Genomic DNA, 23,332 nt, shown 5'->3' on the forward strand with positions numbered 1-23,332 from the left:
ACACCAGTAACAACAAGTTCAGGAACAACATATTACCAAGTTGTAATTAGTGATGCAGGCTCAGGGTGTAATGATGTTACTTCTACTGAATCTGTTGTAGCGGTTAATCCGTTACCTGTATATACAAGTTTAACAACTAATTCACCTATTTGTGAAAATAGCGATGCTGAATTTACTATTTCTGGATCTCCAAACAGTGTATTAACTTATAATATTGATGGCAATGCTAATCAAACAATTACTTTAGATGGATCAGGAAATGTTACAATAGTGAATTCTGGAGCTACTTCCGACACTACAATAAATTTAATTTCTCTAGATTTTAGTAGTACAAATTGTTCGATTAATTTAACAGATACTGCAACGGTTACGGTAAACTCATTCCCAGTATTAACATCAGTAAATGACATTATAGAATGTGTTGAATCTCCTATTCAGACATTAAATGCAAATGATGGAATTACATTTGGTCCAAACATTTCAGTTACTTGGTATGACGCTGCAACTGGAGGTAATGTTGTTGCTAATCCAATAACAAATACAGAGAATGCACCTGTTACATTTTATGCAGAAATTACAGATACAAGTACTTCATGTGTCAATCCAATAAGAGAAGAAGTTACATTACACATTGTATCACCGCCTTTCCCTAACTTTACTGAAGAAGTTTGTTCTGGCGAAAATTTAAGTGTTGCTATCAATGCATTTACAGCTACCTATACAGTGGTATCTTCGGATCCGACAAATGTTCCTGCCGGCTCAGATAGAGTAACTGCTATTGCTGCTAATATTACAGATGGTTATATCAATACAACAGGAGTTCCTGTTACTATTACATATACAGTTACTGTTGATGATGGTACTGCATGCGATGGAGAAACTTTCGATGTTATAGTTACTGTAAATCCAGAGCCGTTTAATACAACGGCTCCAACAGATACTATTTGTAGTGATGTTGCTTTAAATCATGATTTAACATCAGATGTTAATTTAATTGGGACTACTTTTAATTGGATTGCAACAGATAATCCAAATGTAACTGGAGAAACAATTTCAGATGGAACAGGTTCTACGATATCTGATACATTAACAAACACTAGTGGAAGTCCACAAACTGTAGTTTATACTATAACGGCAATAAGTCCTAATGGATGTCAAGGAAATGAATATACATACACAGTCACTGTAAATCCAGAACCGTTTAATGCAACTACTTCAACAGATACTATTTGTAGTGATGTAGCATTAAATCATGATTTAAATACAGACGTAAACTTAACTGGAGCAACTTTTAATTGGATTGCCACAGATAATTTGAATGTTACTGGAGAAACGACTAGTAATTCTAATACTGCTGTTATTTCAGATACATTAACAAATACGAGTGGAAGCACTCAAACCGTAATATATACTATTATTCCTTCAAGTGCAGAGGGTTGTGTAGGGAATTCATTTACTTACACGGTTACTGTGAATCCTGAACCATTTAACGCAGTTGAACCAATATTATCAATTTGTAGTGGTGGTACGTTAAATCACGATTTAAGTGGAAATGTAAATTTATCTGGGGTGACCTTTAATTGGATTGCAGTTGATAATCCTAATGTAACTGGAGAAACTATTACAAACACTTCTTCATCAACCATTACAGATACATTATCAAATACTAGTGGAAGTGTACAAACAGTTGTATATTCTATTACACCTACAAGCGCAGATGGTTGTGTAGGAAATTCTTTCGAATACACTGTTACAGTAAATCCAGAACCTTTTAATATTACTCCTCCTTCAGAAACAGTATGTAGTAAAACAACATTAAGTCACGATTTATTAGGGGACGTAAATGTCTCTAATACGAATTTTACGTGGTCAGCAATTGATAATCCAAATGTTACAGGTGAAACTACGTCTGACAATTCAGCAGTTACAATATCTGATACATTAATTAATATTAGTGGAGTTAATCAAATAGTTACATACATCATTACGCCAATTAGTACTGATGGTTGTTTAGGTACTGCTTACACATATTCAGTTACGGTAAATCCAGAACCATTTAACTCAGTTGCACCAACTCAGACAATTTGTAGCGATATACCGTTAAATCATGATTTATCAACAAATATTAATATTTCTGGAACTACTTTTAGTTGGGTTGCAACGGATAATGGTTTTATTACTGGTGAAACTTTAGTAGTTACAAATTCATCAATGATTACGGATACACTAACAAACATTAGTGGAAGTGTTCAAAATGTTACTTATACAGTTACCCCAACAAGTCCTGATGGTTGTATCGGTGATGCATTTACATATATAGTTACAGTAAATCCTGAACCTTTTAATGCAATATCTCCTGCAGAAACAGTTTGTAGTAATACTACTTTAAATCATAATTTATTGACTGATGTAAATCTATCGGGAACTACTTTTAATTGGGTTGCAACTGATAATGCTAATGTAACAGGAGAAACATTGAGCAATTCATCATTAAATTCTATAGGAGATACATTAATCAATAATAGTACAATTCCGCAAACAGTAGTATATACAATAACTCCAACTAGTTTAAGTGGTTGTGACGGTAACTCATTTACCTACACTGTAGCGGTTAATCCGTTACCTGTATATACAAGTTTAACAACTAATTCACCTATTTGTGAAAATAGCGATGCTGAATTTACTATTTCTGGATCTCCAAACAGTGTATTAACTTATAATATTGATGGCAATGCTAATCAAACAATTACTTTAGATGGATCAGGAAATGTTACAATAGTGAATTCTGGAGCTACTTCCGACACTACAATAAATTTAATTTCTCTAGATTTTAGTAGTACAAATTGTTCGATTAATTTAACAGATACTGCAACGGTTACGGTAAACTCATTCCCAGTATTAACATCAGTAAATGACATTATAGAATGTGTTGAATCTCCTATTCAGACATTAAATGCAAATGATGGAATTACATTTGGTCCAAACATTTCAGTTACTTGGTATGACGCTGCAACTGGAGGTAATGTTGTTGCTAATCCAATAACAAATACAGAGAATGCACCTGTTACATTTTATGCAGAAATTACAGATACAAGTACTTCATGTGTCAATCCAATAAGAGAAGAAGTTACATTACACATTGTATCACCGCCTTTCCCTAACTTTACTGAAGAAGTTTGTTCTGGCGAAAATTTAAGTGTTGCTATCAATGCATTTACAGCTACCTATACAGTGGTATCTTCGGATCCGACAAATGTTCCTGCCGGCTCAGATAGAGTAACTGCTATTGCTGCTAATATTACAGATGGTTATATCAATACAACAGGAGTTCCTGTTACTATTACATATACAGTTACTGTTGATGATGGTACTGCATGCGATGGAGAAACTTTCGATGTTATAGTTACTGTAAATCCAGAGCCGTTTAATACAACGGCTCCAACAGATACTATTTGTAGTGATGTTGCTTTAAATCATGATTTAACATCAGATGTTAATTTAATTGGGACTACTTTTAATTGGATTGCAACAGATAATCCAAATGTAACTGGAGAAACAATTTCAGATGGAACAGGTTCTACGATATCTGATACATTAACAAACACTAGTGGAAGTCCACAAACTGTAGTTTATACTATAACGGCAATAAGTCCTAATGGATGTCAAGGAAATGAATATACATACACAGTCATTGTAAATCCAAGACCCGAAGCATTACCAATTACGGGGGCTTCTGAAGTTTGTTTAGGTAATACCATAGATTTTACGGAAGGTACTACAGGATCTAGTATATCATGGATTTCTTCTAATACGAGTATAGCAACAGTTGATTCTAATGGTGTTGTTACTGGAATAAATTTTGGAACAGTAGATATTACTTATACTGTAACCGATTCAAATGGATGTATATCTTTAACCTCTCCAGTATATACAGTTACTGTTGGACCATCAACAGATACAGATGGTGACGGCTTAACAAATTGTGAAGAAACAACAGGGGTTGACGATCCTTCAACTTCAGGAACACCAACAGGTACAAGTGATCCTAATGATTCTTGTTCGTTTACTGGAAACCCAGTAGCAGATGTTAGTAATCCTACATGGCAAATTTCTGACTGTGATGGAGATGGTGTTACAAACGGTCAAGAAATTGCTGATGGAACCGATCCAACAGATCCATGTTCATTCCTAATAAATTCAGTTTCATTACCTCAAACAGGTTCTTGGTTAACTGCAGATTGTGATGGTGATGGGGTTACAAATGTACAAGAAGTTACAGATGGAACTGATCCTGCAGATCCTTGTTCAGTAAATCCAAGTTCAGTTTCATTACCTCAAACAGGTTCTTGGTTAACTGTAGATTGTGATGGTGATGGGGTTACAAATGGACAAGAAGTTACAGATGGGACAGATCCAACAGATCCATGTTCAGTAAATCCAAGTTCAGTTACTTTAGCACAAACTGGAGATTGGTTAACTGCGGATTGTGATGGTGATGGAGTTACAAATGGACAGGAAGTTTCAGATGGAACTGATCCTACAGATTCTTGTTCATATATTCCAACGTCAATTTTATTAACGCAATCAGGAGATTGGTTAGAAGCAGATTGTGATGGAGATGGAGAAAGCAATGGAGAAGAGTTAAATAACGGAACAGATCCTTTAGATTCATGTTCTGTTACTAACCCTACAATTCCAGCAATTACTGATCCTAATTATAGTGTTTGGGCTGTATCAGATTGTGACGGCGATGGAGTTACAAATGGAGAAGAAGTTAACGATGGCACAGATCCATTCGATGGATGTTCTTACTCAGCATCAAGTCAAGTAGAAGCAAATGTGTCTGGTGCTTGGAATGCATTAGACTGCGATGGAGATGGAGAAAGTAATGGAGGTGAGTTAAATAATGGAACAGATCCTTTAGACTCATGTTCTGTTTCTAATCCTACTATTCCAGCAGCTACTGATCCTAATTATAGTGTTTGGGCTGCATCAGATTGTGATGGTGATGGAGTTACAAATGGAGATGAAGTAAATGATGGTACGGATCCATTCGATGGCTGTTCTTATTCAGCATCAAGTCAAGTAGCAGCTAATGTTTCTTCTGCTTGGATTGCTTTAGACTGTGACGGAGATGGAGAAAGCAATGGAGAAGAGTTAAATAACGGAACAGATTCTTTAGATTCATGTTCTGTTACTAACCCTACAATTCCAGCAATTACTGATCCTAATTATAGTGTTTGGGCTGCATCAGATTGTGATGATGATGGAGTTACAAATGGAGAAGAAGCTAATGATGGTACAAATCCATTCGATAGCTGTTCTTATTCAGTATCAAGTCAAGTAGCAGCAAATGTTTCTTCTGCTTGGAATGCTTTAGACTGTGACGGAGATGGAGAAAGTAATGTAGACGAATTAAATAATGGAACAGATCCTTTAGATTCATGTTCTGTTACTAATCCTACAATTCCATCAATTACTGATCCTAAATATAGTATTTGGGCTGCATCAGATTGTGATGGCGATGGAGTTACAAATGGAGATGAAGTAAATGATGGTACAGATCCATTCGATGGCTGTTCTTATTCAGTATCAAGTCAAGTAGCGACAAATGTTTCTTCTGCTTGGAATGCTTTAGATTGTGATGGAGATGGAGAAAGTAATGGAGATGAATTAAATAATGGAACAGATCCTTTAGATGCTTGTTCTGTTTTTAACCCTTCAGTTCCAGCAACTACTGATCCTAATTATAGTGTTTGGGCTGCATCAGATTGTGATGGTGATGGAGTTACAAATGGAGAAGAAGTTAACGATGGCACGGATCCATTCGATGGATGTTCTTATTCAGCATCAAGTCAAGTAGAAGCAAATGTGTCTTCTTCTTGGAGTGTTTTAGATTGTGATGGCGACGGTGTAATAAATGGAGATGAGTTGGCGAATGGTACCGATCCTTTAAATGGATGTTCTTATCAAGCTAGCAGTCAAGATATAAATATTGTAACTGATGAATGGAATCAGTTAGATTGTGATAATGATGGACTTACTAATGGAGAGGAAACCGTTGAAGGTACCGATCCTCTCGATCCAGATAGTGATGGAGATGGTTTAACGGATGGAGAAGAAGTGACAGGTATTGATAATCCAAGTACTCCATTAGATCCAACAACTTTTGTTAGTGGACCAACTTCTGATCCCAATGATTCTTGTGATCCAATTGAAGGACCAAATTGTAAAAATGATGAATGTTTATCACCATATAGCCTAATGTCACCAGGCGATGGTAATACTGAGAATTCATTCTTTTTTATTAAATGTATTGATAGTCCAGAGTATGCTAATAACACGGTTGAGATTTTTAACAGATGGGGTAATACGGTTTATAAGATCAGTGGTTATAGTAATACAGATTCCTCAAGAAGATTCGAAGGAATTTCTAATGGTAGAGCTACAATAAGTGTTGATGAGAAGTTGCCAGTAGGAACGTATTATTATGTGATTGATCCAGGAAATGGAGAAGCAGTACGAACAGGATGGTTATATATAAATAAGTAAGGAAAAGAAACAAGAAACAACATAATAGGGATATGAATACCATAGTAAAATATAAATTTTTAATACTCATTATCTTATTTAAGGTTGGAGCATTATTCTCACAACAAGATCCTCAGTATACGCAGTATATGTATAACACGATGAGTGTTAACCCTGCTTATGCTGGATCGAATAATCATACGGTGATTACTGCATTAGGCCGAACACAATGGGTTGGTTTAGATGGCGCACCAGATTCACAAACATTTAGTTACGATACTGCGATAGGCTATAGTGGAGTAGGATTAGGAATTAGTATTACTAATGATAGGATTGGTCCATCGAGTGAGATTTATCTAGATGCAAATGTTTCTTATACGATTCGTACGAGTAATGATGGTAATTTAGCTTTTGGATTAAAGTTAGGAGGTCGTCATTTAGGGATTGATTGGAGTAAAGGAACAGCTCTTCAACAAGAGCGTATTTTTGAAGGTAATATCAGTAAGTTTTTACCTACAATTGGAGCTGGGATTTATTTTTATAAATCAAATTGGTATCTTGGTGCGGCAATTCCTAACTTTCTAAGGACAGATCATTACGATGATACTGTTGGTACGACGAGTTTTGGGAGTGGAAATTTAGCTGAGGAACGCTTACACTTTTTTGGTATCGCGGGTTATGTATTTGACTTAAGTGATACGTTAAAGTTCAAGCCAGCTACCTTAGTTAAGGTGGTGAACGGGGCACCATTATCTTTAGATGTTTCGGCTAACTTTTTATTTAATGAGAAGTTTGCAGCGGGGTTAGCATGGAGGTGGGGCGATTCCATCAGTGCTTTATTAGGGTTACAAGCAACAAAGAACTTAAACATAGGTTTTGCATATGATTTGACTACGTCAAATTATAGCAATTATAATTCGGGAACATATGAGCTTATGTTACGTTGGGATATATTCAGGGAGCGAGTGTTTAAATCACCAAGGTTTTTTTAAATTAATATTATGAGGAAACTATTACTAATTTATTTTTTAATAATTAGCTTTTCGTCTTTTTCACAAAGGCGTTATGCAGCAGATCGTTACTTCCAGGAGTTTGCGTATAAAAAATCTGCTGAGTTGTATGAGGTTATTTATAGCAAAGGAGATGAGTCAGAACTAATCATTAGTAGGCTAGGAGATTCTCATTATTACAATACCAATACAAGTGAGGCAGAGAAGTGGTATCGTATTTTATTTGAGAAATATAAAGATCAGGTATCACCAGAATATATGTTCAGATATGCTCAAGCTTTAAAGAGTAACGGTAAGGTTGATGAGTCAGATTCATGGCTTCGTAAGTTAAAAGAAGTAAAGGGAGAAGATTCAAGAGCCTTAGCTTTAGAAAATAATGAAGATTACTTTGTGAAGTATTCTAATCTTAAGAAGACGTATGTTAGTATTCAGAACTTAGATATTAATACGAAGTATTCAGATTTTGGAGGTTTTATTTACGGAGATAAGTTGTATTTCGCCTCTACCAAACCAGAAGGCTCAAAGTTTGATAAGAAGTTATACAAGTGGAACGAGCAACCGTTTTTAAATATCTATACTGCAGATGCAGATTTGAGTAATGATATTGAAAAAGGACTTCAGGTAATTGATTCTGAGAAGTTACCATCTTTAAACACTCGATATCATGAATCTAACGCTATTGTTACAGGTGATGGTAAAACCATATATTTCACCAGAGATAATTACAATGATGATAAGTTAGAAGGAGATAAGAATCGAGTAACTCACTTAAAGATATACAAGGCTACATTGAATAATGGGAATTGGGATGATGTTATAGAATTACCATTTAACAGTAATGAATACTCATGCGGTCATCCAGCATTAAGTGCAGATGAGAAGACACTATACTTTGTGTCAGATATGTCAGGAGGATTAGGAGCTACCGATATCTACAAGGTTGCTATACATGATGATGGGAGTTATGGAGAAGTAATGAATTTAGGCGCACCAATAAATACAGAAGCAAGAGAGATGTTTCCAAGTATTGATAGTGAAAATACCATGTACTTTGCATCTGATGGTCATTTAGGTTTAGGTGCATTAGATGTGTTTGAAGCCAAATATGCAGATAATAAGTACACCAATCCTGTAAATTTAGGAAGCCCAATAAATGGTCCGAGAGATGATTTTAGTTTTGTGATTAGTGAAGATAAATCATACGGATACTTTTCTTCCAATAGAAAAGGAGGAAAGGGAGATGACGATATTTACAGTTTTGTGATCTATAGATGTAAAGAAGATATTGGAGGATATGTAACCGATGTAAACACAGGTAAACCCATTTCAGGAGCCACAGTTCGATTAATAGATGAGAGTGGAGCACCCGTTAGTGAGCAAGTAACACAGGCAGATGGAAAATATACTTTTAAAGATATTGACTGTGAGAACAACTTTACGGTAAGCGCTTCAAAGGATGATTACCGAAATGATCAGAAGGAAACAGCAACAGAGGACATTAACAAGAAAGAAATCAAAACAGATTTAGCCTTAGAATCGTTAATTGTTGAGAGTCCAGAGTCAGCACAGATTGTTATTAATCCGATATTCTTTGATTTTGATTTGTACAACATTAGAGAAGATGCAGAATACGAGTTAGAGCACATTGTAACGGTAATGAATAACAATCCAGATATGGTTATTAAGATCGAATCTCATACAGATAGTCGAGGAACGAAGGACTACAACAGGAACTTATCTGATAATAGAGCAAAATCAACAAGAGATTATATAATTTCTAGAGGTATTGCAGTCAATCGAATACAAAGTGCGATAGGGTATGGAGAAGACCGATTGTTAAACCACTGTGATGATGCGAATCAAAGCAAGTGTTCAAAGGAGGAACATCAGAAGAATAGAAGATCCTATTTCTACATTGTAAAAGGTGGAAAAAAGGTTTCAATTTCTAATTAATAGTAATAAAACGTATAGCAAAATTAACAAGTACATTTTCTAATTTCTTTTTTTTAGTAGCTGCAAGACATTAATAGTAATAGAGATTTAATAGGAAGTAAATTAGCTGTTTTACTTTATTAATAATCATAAAGAATGAAAGGTTAGTTTGAAGTATCTATCGGATTTTAAAGTAAGAAATAATAAACTATTTGTAAGACCTTAGACAGATAAAACAAGTCTAATTTCTCTCATTTTATTTCGGGATGCGGTAATGTATTAAAATAAGTCATTTAAAGAAATTATGACTTTTTTATAAACATTAAAACTCAAAATTTTTCCTTCGTTAGTTCTTTTAATAAAAATTAAACCAAGATACTCTAGATGATTTATAATATTCCATATTGTAGTATTGTAAGTATCATTTTTAAAAACATATTTATAAATTAAATCTCTTCGTTTGTACTTAATTATGCCTTTTAAAACCTCTAATTCTATTGGAAGTAATTCTTTCCAAACTTTGTTTTGAATTGCGTACTCGGTATTATATTGGTTTACTTTGTAAAGTTTATCCTTTTCATTTAGAAGTACTTTATACTCATTACAAACGTTACAAATTCTATTGAAATTATTTATAACATATTCAAAGTTCACTCTAGTTTTTACTGAATATTTCCTTACCTGATTACACTTTTTACATTTATCAAATATTATTTCACAATAAGAATAACTTTTAACAATTTGAATAAGTAATGTAATATTAATATCAAAATGTTTACTTATTTTCAAATTAGTATTACTAAACTCCCCATTATTATACTCCCAGTATTTTTCAATAATACTCGTAGTAATTTTATCAATATCATCAGTAATATGTATGTTGTACTCCATTTTATTTTGACGAGTATATACAAATATAGGCATATTTGCTTATAGGCTTATATGCCTAAAAAAAGAATTTAGCCCTAATGATAGTTAGGGACGAGAAATACATTATAGAATTTGGTAAAAACTTGAGGAAGTTAAGAAAGAGTAAAAATATAACTCAAGAAAAATTAGCATTTTCTATTGGAATTGAAATATCTCAAATAAGCAGAATAGAAAGAGGTATAGTTAATACATCTATTTCAACTGTTAAAGCCATTTCTGATTCACTTAAAATAGATATCAAGGAACTTTTTGACTTCGAATACTAATTTCTAAGCTATTTTTTTTAGGTAAATCTTTATTGAATTATTTATTAATTCATCAAATAAAACTCATGTTTTTTTCTTTTTTTTGATGTATAGGTATATCAAAATTTAGATATACCTCTCTGGAAAACAAATGGTTATGTTTTGTTTTTGTATGTAAATTATTATCTTAGTAGTTAAAATTTACACGTAAAGAAACGATAATCATGCAAAAGAAGATTTTGAAGTTTAATCTATTAATTATAAATGCGAAAAAATACCTTAGAAAGGAACTTCATTATTCATTTTCTACAGCTCAGACATATACTTTTGTTTGGAAACAATTAGGGAAGTTTATGTTTGATAATGGTCATTATGATTACAATGATAGTATTGGTGAAAAATTTTTGAGGTTTAAGTTTGGCGAAAGTAAATGGGATAACTTAAAACGTGATCAGAGAACCTTTTTTAATGGGATTAAAATGATAGGTGATTTTCAAAAAACAAACAAAATAAATTTTCCAGAAAAAAAGTCTAAATATCCATTAAAATTTGAAGGAGATATAGGAACAATAATGTTAGAGTTTTTAAAAGATAAAGAAAAATCAAACCCTTCAAGATGCACATATAATTCTTATCAACGTTCACTATTTACATTAAGTGCATACTGTAACAAAAAAGGTGTTATTAAAATAGAGAATATTGATTTAGCTCTAATTTTGAATTTCATTCAAGATGTAAAATTAGAAAAAACAGCAATATCAATATTGATAACGGCTTTAAGGAGTTTTACCAAATTCCTTTATGATAAGAATTATATAAACTATAATTATTCAAAGAAAATACCAAGCTATAAACTTGTTAATCAACCTAAACTTCCTTCAAATTATTCTGAGGACGAAATTGAAAAGCTTATAAATTCTATCAACAGAGCTAGTTCTATAGGGAAACGGAATTATGTAATAGTATTACTGGCAGCCAGATTAGGTTTAAGGGCATCAGATATAAGTAGACTAAGGTTTGAGCATTTACAATGGGAAACTAATAGGATTATTTTCCAACAACATAAAACTGGAAAACAGCTAATACTACCTTTGCTTTCGGATATAGGGAATGCTATAATTGATTACTTAAAGCATGGAAGACCAATCTCAGAAGAACCTTATATTTTACTTACAGCTAGACCTCCTTATGGTAGATTTACTACCTCTAACGTTGTTACTCATGTAGTCCAAAGAGCTATGTACAAAGCACGAATAAATACGAGTGGTAGGAGATATGGTCCTCATTCACTGAGGCATAGTCTTGGACTTCGGCTATTAGAGAAAAACACTGTTTTACCAGTAATTTCAGAAGTGTTAGGTCATAAAGACACGAAAAGCACAAGATACTATCTAAGAATAGATTTAAAATCACTACAACAGTGTATTCTAGATGTACCAAAAGTAACAGAGGGGTTTTACAATCAGGAAGGAGGTAAATTCTATGGTTGAAAATTTTCATAGCATATACGCTGAGTATTTGAAACAGTTTCTAAGTTTTAAGCGTAAGCTTGGTTTCAAGTTTAAGGAAGAAGCCTTTCATTTAAAAAAAATTGATGAGGCTGCTTTAGAAACTAACCAATCATCCTCAGGTATAACTAAATCTTTCGCAGATATAATTACGAAGAAAAAACCAAATGAAGGTTTGCAATATCGACAACGCAGAATATCTATTTTAGCGATGTTTTCCTCTTATCTTAATGATATTGGAATAGATTCTTACATACCCAAAGTTCCTCCCTGTAAAAACAAGGAATATCTACCATTCATCTTTTCTCAAAATGAAATTAATACAATATTTAATGTATGTGATCAGTATAAATTAATAAAAAGACATCCATACAATAGTTTATTTATTATGCCAGTATTCCTTAGGTTACTATACGCAACAGGAATAAGATTTGGAGAAGCTTTAAACTTAAAAGATACAGACGTTAATCTCGATGATAATTATTTATTAATTAAAGATTCAAAAAATGGAAAAGAAAGAATTATTCCAATTTCTTATTCTTTATCAGACGTATTAAAAGAGTATCTATGGTTTAGAAATTATCTTCCTAAAAACAAAGAAAACTATTTTTTTATCGGTATTGGTGGAAGTAAATGTAGCCAAAATGTAAGATATTGGTTCAAAAAAATTCTTGAGCGTTCAAATATTCAATATTTAGGTAAAAATAAAGGGCCCAGAGTTCATGATTTAAGACATACTTTTGCCGTGAATTCTTTAGTTAAAATGGTAGAAGCTGGTTTAGATTTGTATGTTTCATTACCCATATTATCTACCTATTTAGGCCATCAATCTATTAAAGCTACAAACAGATATGTAAGATTAACTTCTACGTTATTTCCAGATTTAATGAATGATATTGATTATTCCTTAATTGATGTGTTTCCTAAATTCAAAAATTATGAACCCAACTGATTTCTCTAAATACATTTCAGACTTTTTATCAAACTATTTAACTGATGAGAGAGGAGCATCTATTAATACTATTAAAGCGTATAGAGATACTTTTGTTTTATTACTCCACTATATGGAGAAAGAGAGAAAAATAAAACTTAATAAATTAAAAATTAAAGATATAAATAAAGATACTATAATATCCTTTTTAAATTGGCTAGAGTGTAATAGGAATTGTAGTATTTCAACTCTTAATTCACGTTTAGCTGCAATTCATTCATTTTATAAGTTTTTGCAGTACAGAGAGTTGGGACATATTTATGATTGCCAAAAAATTCTTTCTATTAAGCAAAAGAGAAGCCCTCAACTTATAATGTCTTATTTAACAATTGAAGGGATTAAGTCATTATTAAAACAGCCCGACCTAAATACCAAGAAAGGAAGAAGGGATTTAGCTCTATTATCTTTAATGTATGACACTGGAGCAAGAGTTCAAGAAATTATAGATCTTACACCATCTATGATTAACCTTAATAACCCTCCTACTATAAAAATTATTGGTAAAGGAAATAAGTCTAGATTAGTTCCAATGATTAATGCACAAACCATGCATCTTAAAAACTATATGGCAGCTTATCAATTGGATTCTCCTGTTAATTTATTACATCCTTTATTTACTAATAATAGAGGGGAAAAGTTAACGAGATCAGGTGTAAATTATATATTAAAGAAATATTTAACCAAAGCAAGAAGTCTAGAACCATCAATAATACCTGAAAATATATCTTGCCATTCAATTAGACATTCTAAAGCAATGCATTTGCTACAGTCAGGTGTCAATTTGGTTTATATCAGAGACATATTGGGTCATGTATCTATACAAACAACCGAAATTTACGCAAGAGCAGATTCTAAGTTTAAGCGTTTAGCTTTAGAAAAAGCATACTCTAAATTAACACCTGAGGAAGAACCTTTATGGCATAAAAATAAAAATCTAATAACTTGGTTGAAAAAATTCTAACAATTATTATGTAAAGTAAATTTTGATAAAGTTTGGTAATTATCTTATTTAAACAAGTTTTATACACATAATGTTTTACTTTGCATAATGAAGCTTATGTAAAGCTTTGCATAAATGTCATAATCATCCTTCAGGAAAATTAACACCAAGTAATTCTGATATTGAGCTTACCAAACAAATAAAACAAGCAGGTGAAACGTTAAACATAAAATTGTTAGATCACCTAATAATTAGCAAAAAGAAGTATTTTAGCTTTGCAGATGAAGGAATGCTGTGAGTTTTCTTTAAAGTCTAAAGTTGGAAGCGTAAAGATTAAAGCTTGAAGATGTCATTCGTTTGAAAAAATTTAATAAGGATTGAGGTTTCGACTTCGCTCAACCGCCATAATTTTTAGTTTTGATAACTGATAACTGATAACTGATAACTGATAACTGATAACTGATAACTGATAACTGAATAATTGATACTAGTTTATACACATAAAATTACACCAAGAGTACGATATATATTCAAGCATATATTTACAAGGATATTATCTGTTGAAATAGACTTTACAACCAAAGTAGAGGAGTTTGTTGCTTTTAACGGACCAAAATTATCGTATACAAATGTAGCTTTGGGTAGTGAGTTTTTTATCAAAAGCACAGATTTATTATTTCAACAAGGTGTGAGCGATGTAGAAATCAGTGTGTCAGTTTGGGAAGATGTACCTTGTTTCTTTTTTCAAGGAACAAAGTCTACCATTCCATATGATATTTTTTCGGCTAGTTTTTATCTAATTACACGTTATGAAGAGCATTTGCCTCACATAAAAGATCAACACGGACGTTACACAGCCGATCAAAGTTTAGCTTATATAAATGGATTTTTAGAGAAACCTGTGGTTGATATTTGGGCGTACAAACTTAAAAAAGCATTAAAAGAACGATTCCCTGATTACGATTACCAGGAGCGAACTTATAAGTACATTTCTACTATAGATGTAGATAATGCATTTGCTTATAAACATAAGAGTGTAATTCGTTCAATAGGAGGTTTATTAAAAGATTTGTATAAGTTCAATATTTTTAATGTTATTGATCGATTAGCAGTTCGATTTAACTTACGAAAAGATCCTTTTAATACTTTTCAAGAGCTTATTAACTTAAAAAACACCTATAATGTTAGAACAATCTTTTTCTTTCTTATAGGAGATTATACTACATTCGACACCAATGTTTCTGCATCAAAATCAAAGTTTAGATTACTAATAAAAGATATGGTGGATTATGCTAGAGTAGGGTTGCATCCATCTTATTATACAATGGATAATATCGATAAGTTAAAAGAAGAGAAACAACGATTAGAAGGAATTACGAATATGCCAATATTTCGATCTAGACAGCATTATTTACGATTTTCGTTACCGAGTACTTATCAACAGTTAATTGATTTAGAAATCAAAGAAGATTATTCAATGGGCTATGCTAGTCATTCTGGATTTAGAGCTAGTACATGTACACCTTTTTATTTCTATGATTTAGATTTTGAGATTCAAACACCCTTAAAAATATTTCCTTTTGCTTTAATGGACACCACTCTGAATGATTATATGAAACTAACTCCAAAGCAATCTTTAGGTAAAATAAATGAACTCAAAAGAGAAGTCAAAAGAGTAAATGGAACGTTTATTACATTATTTCACAACGAAAGTTTAAGTAATTATTTACGTTGGAAAGGTTGGAGAAGAGTTTACGAATCAATGTTGAAAATAGCTACTAGCTAATGATACGAATAGTTCCGAGACAACAACTAGATGTAGAAAAGTACAATCACTGTATCGAAAACTCGTTACAATCAAATATTTTTGGTTTTTCTTGGTATTTAGACATTGTGGCAGATAACTGGAGTGTTCTAGTTTTAGATGATTACGATGCTGTAATGCCTGTTCCTTGGAGAAAAAAGTTTTTTATAAAATATACCTATCAACCTTTTTGGGTTATACAATTAGGAATTTATTCTAAAGAGATTGTAGATGAGAATGAGTTTTTAATTGAGTTATTTAGTGAGTTTAAATATACAAGCTTACGAATGAATGCTTTGAATGCATTTAGTATGTTTAGTTCTTATCAAATTCAAAAAAAGCTACAGGTATTATCCTTAGAGAAATCTTATGAACAGTTACTATCTGGTTACAATCGTAATAGAAAAAGAGAATTAAAGAGAGCATTCAATGCTGATGTAAGTGAAAATTGGAATGATAATCCTAAGCGCTTAATAGAGCTCTTCGAAAAAAATGTAGGTAAGCGAGTTACAAAAATTTCTTCCGACGATTATTTACGTTTATACAAATTAATGAATGTTTGTATTGAGAAAAGAGTAGGTGAGTTGTTAACAATTTATGATGGGCATAAAGAACTTATATCAGGAGCATTTTTTCTAAAACATAAAAACAGAATAACTGAACTTGTTTGTTCTTCAGATTTTAAGAATAGAAACAATGGTGCAAATACGTTTTTAAACGATCGGGCTTTATTCAAGTACCAACGAAATTATGAATTGTTTGATTTTGGAGGTTCTTCAATGAAAAATATAGCTAAGTATTATTATAGTTTCGGAGCTAAAGATGAGTTCTATATGCAATTACACTGCAATAAACTTCCTAGATTATTACGCTTATTTAAGCGATAATAGAAATTTCTTGTACAAGAAATGAAAGCATACTAAGGTTGCAACTCCAGTCATCCACATTAAGCAAGCTGTTGTTATAGCGGCTCCTTTAATTCCGTATAAAGGAATTAATTGTTGGTTAGCAATATAATTAACTATAATAGCAACTGAGGTAATGTAAAAATTAACCTTTACCTGCCCGATAGAAGATAGTAAGTTTCCGTACAATCCTCTAAGCATGAGAATTCCGCAAATACCAACCGTTAGTATTAAAAAATTCTGATTGTATTTTGTGAAACTAGCATCAAAAAGAGCTAGAAAGAAGATTCCAGAAAAATAAAAAGTCAAACAAATAAGTAGGCTTATAAGTGTAAATAAAAGTAAGTAGCCTTTTATGTATTTTCTTATGTAATTAGCATTTCCTATTTTTTCAGTAAAGGCAACAAAATCGGTTGTTATAAAAACACGAGGAAGAAAAAGTAAACTAAATGGAATTAGTGTAAGATAACGGTATATTGTAACTTGCTCAGGGTCTTTTAAAATAGCACCAATTAATAAAATATCTATAGCAAAAAGCAACAGCGTAACCACATTAGATAATCCTCCAAAGAAGCCATATTTCCAAAATTCAAAATCAACAAAATGAGGTTTTTGGTTTGTAGTAGTGTTAGCAAAAAGTTGTTGGTAAAAAAACAAACATGTTAGTAATGGTGTTAGTACAAAGGAAAAAGCATATCCAGTAGTTTTTCCATAAAAGCTTAAGCTAAAAACAGCAACTATTAAAATAACATTATAAGTAATTTCTAATAGCGCAAACCTTTTGTTTTGATGTTCTAAACGGGCTCTTACTTTAATAGTTTCAAAGAGAAATATAGGAACAAAAACTAATGAAAGTATGTATAAGTAGTTATTTATTTCGGTAGTTTGAAAGCTGTATAAATAACTAAAAACTAGTACTAAAAGCGTCATTATAACTGAGCCAATAATACCGTTTCTAATAATATAATTTAGTAACTGTTTTTTTTCTTCGTCAGATTTTAATAAAGCTCCATATCGAATATAACTTTGATGCAATCCAAGTCCAACAAGCGGAGTTAAAAAAACAATAAAATTCCAGGCATATAAAACATTACCTAGTGGTTTTGGTTGCAATAATTGAAGTGCAATCCATGATGCTAGGAAAGAGAAAACCCTTGAAACTAAAGTAGCTAAGAAAATATAACTTCCAGCTCTTTTTATAAAACTTGATATATAGGATATTAATGAATTCAAGAAGTCAAATATAACTCAGAAAATTTATTAGCAATTACTTCTTGACTAAAATGTGTTTTGGCATATTCGTGAAGTAGGTTTTTATCAATCTTCTCAAAAAAAATAGCTTTTAAAGAGTTTAAAAGTTCTTCTTCATTATTAGGTTTAATTAATTTTCCAAATTCTTTAGGGAAATATTCTGCAATTCCACCAACATTGGTGCTTATTACAGGTGTTCCGCAAGCAAAACTTTCTAAGATAACACAAGGCAAATTTTCATAATTACTAAAAAGTACAAACACATCAGCATTTTGCATTTGCTCAACTATGTCCGTATGTGGAATATGTTCAATAAATTCTACATGATTTGTTACGTCCAAAGAATCCGCCAAGCTTTTATATTTAATAGAATTTTCACCTATAAGGATTAATTTGAAATTTTCGGTAAAGGCTCTAAATTTAGTAACAGTCTTTATGATTCCTGAAACATTTTTATGCTCGTCAAGCATATTTGAGGCATGTAAAATGGTAAACTTTTGATTAGTTATATTATCCCGTCTCAGTGAAAATAAATCGGTATTTACAACATTTGGTACAGGGTAATAATTTCCTGTTAAACCTAACTTTTCCATAGATTGCTGTAAGTTGTATGAAACAGGACAATTATACTTCGCTCTTTTAGATATAATTTTAGAAAGGAATAATTCCAGGGGTGTAATTTTTTCTGCTTTTGGTTGATGATAACCTGTCCAATGTTCAGAGATTATATAATCAGTTTTAAATTTCCTTTTTAAATACAGTGCAAAAAGTCCGAAAGGAAATAATTTATTTAAATGAACAATATCAAATTTACCTATGAGTTTCAGTAGTTTTTGAAAAGCTGAATAGAAGCGATATATTTTTACAATAGGGTTTTTGCTATTTTTTACGTAAGCAATATGTGTCGCTATTCCATTAATCTTTTCTGAAACTATTTCAATAGGTTGGTGTATTTTTTTGTCTGTAATTATATGTAAAACAGAAACTTGGTGTTGCAAGTTAACAGCTTCGGCATGACGTTGGATAAAATCACCATTGTTTGGTAATACTCTTGAAGGATACCATCCACAGAGAAAAAGAACATGTAATTTTTTTGTACCCAAAGACTTTTTTAATAAGATAAATACCAATAGGATGCTGAAGTAACAGCACCCTAAAAGTAAATTAAATAATTTATATACTATTTCAATTATACAATTTTCCCATTTGTTTTAAATGTTTAAAATGTGATTTCATCATAGCAAGTAATGATTTCTTATGATATGGGAAACCAAACTTTTTATTTTACCTCATTATGTGATTAATCAAAATTCCAATTAATTAAAGGGAGTTTTCTTTTTTGATTTACATTCCAAATACCAATTTGTATACCTTTAAAACTATTCGAATTATTAAAAATGCCTATCTGTACTCCATTTCCATCATGTGTATAATTAAACGCAGAAATTTGCACTCCATTCATATAAAATGAGCTATTTGCCAAAGCCGCCAATTGTATCCCAGATTGTTTGTCAATTATATTCCAGCCACCTGCTAGAGAAAAACCATTTCCAAGTTTTCCGTATTGTCCGACCAATCCTAATGTCAACCCATTATAGTTGCAATCACACCATGAACCTGTTGATATATTGAGACCATTAACCACTTCACTATATCTATAATCATTTAGGTTAAAGGGTTCAGTAGCATTTGGAAAACCATTTCCCATAAATGAAATAATACCAATACCAGGAACTTCTAGCCTTAGCCCATTGGTTATGACATTTCTATCATTATTCATTCCAGAATATAGCCCAATTGATATACCATTTATCATTGTGTTTTCTTCATGAAAGGTTCCAATTATACTTTTTTTCATAGAGAGACTATCCTGCCCGTAAGAATAATATATTATTGAAAACATGATTGATAAAAAAAATGCTGATTTTATCATGACTTAATTGTACAATTCTTTTTATTGAAATAAACTTTCAAGGAACAATTCCGAATACGCAATTCGAAAATTGTTCCTTTTTCTGACAATAAAAACAACATTAAAATCTTTTTCCGATGGTAATTCCAAACCTGCTATAGACTTTATAAACATCATTTTCAACTCCAAAGACTCTTCCAAATCCCATCGAGAGTTCACCAATCCATCCGTTTTTTGATAAAAATTTCCCTCCAATTCCGATACCTAAGCCAAATCGAGTATTCAAATCTCCAATGTCATTGATAGATAGAGTACCATTATTGCCATTGATTGTTAAGGTTGCTTCTTTTTCAAATTCATCTATTAAAACCGCTCCATTTCCTTCGATAAAAAAACCACCAGCTCTCTTCTTCCCAAAATAAAATCTATAATATGGGAAAGCTGCAAAATTGTAAAAGTTGTCGGTTTCTATATCAAATGCAACCGAAAGCCCAATAGCAGTTTCAGTACTTAAAATTCTTTCATAAGATATTTCTCCTGCACCAGCCACAAAGTAAAGTCCATTAATTTTTAGTTCATTGATACCATTAATTTGACTTACTTCTTTTTCATCTTGTCCATACATAGAGCAAGAAATAAAAGCAATCATCATAATCGCAATTTTGCGGATAAATGCTCTAGATTGCCTTTTGGAATCTTGTTTTTTTAATTTAATTTTTAGGTTATTTTTCATGATTATATAAGTTTTGAGCAAAACTAGTTTCATGAAAGAGTGTAGATGTCCGAAATAGTCTAAGTTGTAAAAATTAGGACAGATTTATAAAAATCAGGACACTGAAAAAATAATGTTAACTTCTATATTCTGTGGGAGTTATACCTGTTTGTTTTTTAAAGGCATTGTAGAAGGTAGATTTTGAATTAAAACCAGATTCTAGAGCAATAGACGTGATAGTATACTGATTATATGCTTCATCTTGTAATAACTCTTTAGAATATTCTACCCGATATTCATTAATTAATTGATTAAAATTTTTAGCGCTTTGTTCGTTTATCAATTTTGAAAGTTGACTAGTACTAACGCTAAGTTCATTGGCCAATGTTTCTAAACTGAGTAAATTGTCTAAAAATCTTCTGTTATTGATTATATAATCTTCAATGCTCTTAAATTTCTTAGAATTATTGTCGGGTTGTTTTTCTGTTTTCTTATGACTTTGTTCTCGAATTAACTTTCTTTCTTTTACCTGACGTAACATATAAACTAACTCATAACCTAACCAATAAATAAGAACGGTAGTCATTACGCGTAAAGGATAAAAAAAGACAATAAAGTTTTGAAAGTTCTGTTGGAATTTTACACCTACTGCCAGTGCCCAAAAGGCATAGGAAATTAATGCAAGAAATATAAAGGTGTTTAACCATTGTAAGCTATCATAACTTAAAATACTTTTGAATAAGTTTTTTTTGAACTTAATAATTCTAAAAGAATAGAAGAAAATACTTATCGAAACTATAAAGCTTATTAATTCTTCTACAGCAATATATCTCTCGTAAAACAATTCATATTCTGCTGCTGAAGATGTATCCTTAATAAAAGAAAAGGAAACTACTTGAAAAATGATACTTATGATAAATATTGGAAAAGCAATTCTAATTAAATTAAAAAAAAGCTTTTCTATTTTTAAATAGTTTACAAGAAACGTGTAAAATAAAGGAGCAATTAAAAAATGCCAAGGTATTTGAATATAGTCTAAAACCAGAAATTCTTCTGCAAGTAGCCAAGATTGCAAATTGTTTAGTGCAATCACCAAAATCATTAAATTGAGAAAAAGAGTGTTTTTATCTAACCCAGTTTTTTTAAATAGAAAAAAACTAAAAACAAATCCATGTATAGCGCTAACAATTAAAAATAGGTTAAAAAACTCTGCGATTTGCAATTCTTATCAATTTTAAAACAGGTGCAAGATATATTTTTTTTGCATTTTTAATAATAATTTCAACTTAAAACATGTTAAAATCAGATTAAAACTTGACTTTAGTAATGGTGTAATTTTACTCAAAGATGAAGTATCATAAATTATATATTCTTACATTTGAGAATGACAGAAATTACAGATATTTTCTTTGATTTAGACCATACTCTATGGGATTTTGATAAAAATTCGGCATTATCATTTAAGAAGATTTTTAAAGAAAAGCAACTTAAGTTAGATTTAGATGAGTTCTTAAAAGTGTATGAACCAATTAATCTAGAATATTGGAGGTTGTACAGAGACGATAAGATAGCGAAGGAAGAATTACGTTACAAACGACTTAAAACTACTTTTGATAAACTTAATTATGAAGTAGAAGATGAGTTAATTAATCAAATTGCGGAGGATTATATTAACTATTTGCCTTTGTTCAACCATTTATTGGATGGTGCTATTGATTTGTTGGAATATTTAAAAGAAAAGTATAAATTACATATCATTACAAATGGCTTTGAAGAAGTTCAAAAGTTAAAACTCGAAAAATCACAAATACATAGTTATTTTGATGTTGTTGTTACTTCTGAAAGTGTAGGCGTAAAAAAACCAAATCCCCGTGTTTTTGAATTTGCCTTAAATAAAGCTAATGTAACTGCTAATAAAGCAATTATGATTGGAGATAGTTTAGAAGCTGATGTTTTAGGAGCTTTAGCGGTAGGAATAACTCCAATACATTTGTTTAATTCTATGTGTAATGTTGATGAAAGAGTAACAAGTGTTCAATCCTTGTTAGAAATCAAGCAATATTTGTAGTAGTAAATCCGTTGAAAATCAAGAGTATACCTTATGAAGAAAAAGCAAGTTTATTGTTTAATAGTTTTTCTATCACTGTTTTTAAATGGTTGCGTAGATAATATAGATTTTAGTCAAGCTGAAGATTTAGAAATTAGTCCTACTGTGGCTGTTTCTTTAGTGAATGCAACAATTACCCAAAACGAACTAGTAGTGGGAGGAACTGAGGTTGGTTCTATAACCCAAACCTCTGTAGTAACCATTCTAGATAATAGTATTGCTCAGAATGATTTAATCAGCGCTGTATTTCAATTTGAAATTAGCAATCAATTTAATAGAGATTTTAGAATTACATTTTCATTTCTAGATGAGAATGATGTAAATACCAACAATGATATTACATTAAATATCGCTGCAAATAACACTAATTTCTCTCATGAAGAGGAAATAGTGGTAGCAAATAATCCAACATTTTTAAATACAAGGAAAGTACGAGTAGAATTAACGTTGCTGCCTAGCTCAGATGGATCATCTATCGACATTAATGTACCTACATCTTTCATATTCAAATCTGCTGGAACTTTTTACTTTAACATCAATAATAGTAATTAACC

17 protein-coding genes and 1 pseudogene are annotated in these 23,332 nt (G+C 31.4%); 12 read left to right on the forward strand and 6 right to left on the reverse strand.

Translation table 11 applies throughout. The annotated features are described in order from the left end of the window. The 3 genes from EV195_RS04245 to EV195_RS04255 all read left to right on the forward strand — a co-directional run. Positions 1 to 6,552 (forward strand): PKD-like domain-containing protein (locus EV195_RS04245; protein WP_207899767.1); only part of this gene is annotated, 6,552 nt, incomplete at its 5' end. A gap of 32 nt (positions 6,553 to 6,584) precedes the next feature. Then, a complete protein-coding gene (locus EV195_RS04250) occupies positions 6,585 to 7,523 on the forward strand; it encodes a PorP/SprF family type IX secretion system membrane protein (RefSeq protein ID WP_132793330.1) in 939 nt (312 codons plus the stop codon). A gap of 9 nt (positions 7,524 to 7,532) precedes the next feature. After that, positions 7,533 to 9,494 (forward strand): OmpA family protein, encoded by a 1,962-nt coding sequence (locus EV195_RS04255; RefSeq protein ID WP_132793332.1) that lies wholly within the window; start codon positions 7,533 to 7,535, stop codon positions 9,492 to 9,494. 258 nt (positions 9,495 to 9,752) lie between these two features. On the opposite strand, the gene EV195_RS04260 is transcribed toward EV195_RS04255, so the two are convergent. Next, positions 9,753 to 10,364, reverse strand: coding sequence for a hypothetical protein (locus EV195_RS04260; RefSeq protein WP_132793334.1), 612 nt, complete (start codon positions 10,362 to 10,364; stop codon positions 9,753 to 9,755). 77 nt (positions 10,365 to 10,441) lie between these two features. Here EV195_RS04260 and EV195_RS04265 point away from each other — a divergent pair, with 77 nt between their 5' ends. The 7 genes and pseudogenes from EV195_RS04265 (at position 10,442) to EV195_RS04295 (ending at position 16,778) form a co-directional block, all read left to right on the forward strand. Further along, positions 10,442 to 10,669, forward strand: a complete 228-nt coding sequence (locus tag EV195_RS04265) for a helix-turn-helix domain-containing protein (protein WP_132793336.1) — start codon at positions 10,442 to 10,444, stop codon at positions 10,667 to 10,669. Positions 10,670 to 10,872: 203 nt separating this feature from the next. Continuing rightward, positions 10,873 to 12,138: a site-specific integrase gene (locus tag EV195_RS04270; RefSeq protein ID WP_132793338.1), complete on the forward strand. Its 1,266-nt coding sequence runs from the start codon at positions 10,873 to 10,875 to the stop codon at positions 12,136 to 12,138. Positions 12,139 to 12,166: 28 nt separating this feature from the next. Continuing rightward, on the forward strand, positions 12,167 to 13,108 hold the full coding sequence (locus EV195_RS04275; protein WP_243693068.1) for a tyrosine-type recombinase/integrase: 942 nt from the start codon (positions 12,167 to 12,169) through the stop codon (positions 13,106 to 13,108). Then, on the forward strand, positions 13,095 to 14,108 hold the full coding sequence (locus tag EV195_RS04280) for a site-specific integrase (protein ID WP_132793342.1): 1,014 nt from the start codon (positions 13,095 to 13,097) through the stop codon (positions 14,106 to 14,108). Before EV195_RS04275 ends, EV195_RS04280 begins: the two co-directional genes overlap by 14 nt. 115 nt (positions 14,109 to 14,223) lie before the next feature. After that, a pseudogene (locus EV195_RS04285) lies at positions 14,224 to 14,385 on the forward strand (JAB domain-containing protein); the annotation flags it as partial. Between the two features lie 183 nt (positions 14,386 to 14,568). Next, entirely contained in the window at positions 14,569 to 15,873 is a 1,305-nt protein-coding gene (locus EV195_RS04290) for a polysaccharide deacetylase family protein (protein WP_132793346.1), read from the forward strand. Next, a complete protein-coding gene (locus EV195_RS04295; RefSeq protein ID WP_132793348.1) occupies positions 15,873 to 16,778 on the forward strand; it encodes a hypothetical protein in 906 nt (301 codons plus the stop codon). The genes EV195_RS04290 and EV195_RS04295 overlap by 1 nt, the downstream gene beginning before the upstream one ends. On the opposite strand, the gene EV195_RS04300 is transcribed toward EV195_RS04295, so the two are convergent. The 5 genes from EV195_RS04300 to EV195_RS04320 all read right to left on the reverse strand — a co-directional run bounded on the left by EV195_RS04300 (position 16,764) and on the right by EV195_RS04320 (position 21,764). After that, positions 16,764 to 18,029: an oligosaccharide flippase family protein gene (locus tag EV195_RS04300; protein WP_132793350.1), complete on the reverse strand. Its 1,266-nt coding sequence runs from the start codon at positions 18,027 to 18,029 to the stop codon at positions 16,764 to 16,766. The two genes, EV195_RS04295 and EV195_RS04300, sit on opposite strands and share 15 nt — an antisense overlap. Continuing rightward, positions 18,026 to 19,150 (reverse strand): glycosyltransferase family 4 protein, encoded by a 1,125-nt coding sequence (locus tag EV195_RS04305; protein ID WP_132793352.1) that lies wholly within the window; start codon positions 19,148 to 19,150, stop codon positions 18,026 to 18,028. Before EV195_RS04305 ends, EV195_RS04300 begins: the two co-directional genes overlap by 4 nt. Positions 19,151 to 19,347: 197 nt before the next feature. Then, positions 19,348 to 19,905, reverse strand: a complete 558-nt coding sequence (locus EV195_RS04310; RefSeq protein WP_132793354.1) for an LA_2272 family surface repeat-containing protein — start codon at positions 19,903 to 19,905, stop codon at positions 19,348 to 19,350. Positions 19,906 to 20,080: 175 nt separating this feature from the next. After that, positions 20,081 to 20,692, reverse strand: coding sequence for a hypothetical protein (locus tag EV195_RS04315; RefSeq protein WP_132793356.1), 612 nt, complete (start codon positions 20,690 to 20,692; stop codon positions 20,081 to 20,083). 115 nt (positions 20,693 to 20,807) lie between these two features. Continuing rightward, a complete protein-coding gene (locus tag EV195_RS04320) occupies positions 20,808 to 21,764 on the reverse strand; it encodes a helix-turn-helix domain-containing protein (RefSeq protein ID WP_165915682.1) in 957 nt (318 codons plus the stop codon). A 291-nt stretch (positions 21,765 to 22,055) separates the two neighbouring features. Between EV195_RS04320 and EV195_RS04325 the strand changes: the two genes are divergently transcribed. Together EV195_RS04325 and EV195_RS04330 are read left to right on the forward strand one after the other, a co-directional pair. Further along, positions 22,056 to 22,739: a YjjG family noncanonical pyrimidine nucleotidase gene (locus tag EV195_RS04325; RefSeq protein WP_132793360.1), complete on the forward strand. Its 684-nt coding sequence runs from the start codon at positions 22,056 to 22,058 to the stop codon at positions 22,737 to 22,739. Between the two features lie 33 nt (positions 22,740 to 22,772). Further along, complete coding sequence (locus tag EV195_RS04330; RefSeq protein ID WP_132793362.1) at positions 22,773 to 23,330, forward strand: hypothetical protein; 558 nt, start codon at positions 22,773 to 22,775, stop codon at positions 23,328 to 23,330. The last annotated feature ends 2 nt before the right edge of the window (positions 23,331 to 23,332 follow it).

Source organism: Tenacibaculum skagerrakense (assembly GCF_004345825.1).
Taxonomy (GTDB): domain Bacteria; phylum Bacteroidota; class Bacteroidia; order Flavobacteriales; family Flavobacteriaceae; genus Polaribacter; species Polaribacter skagerrakensis.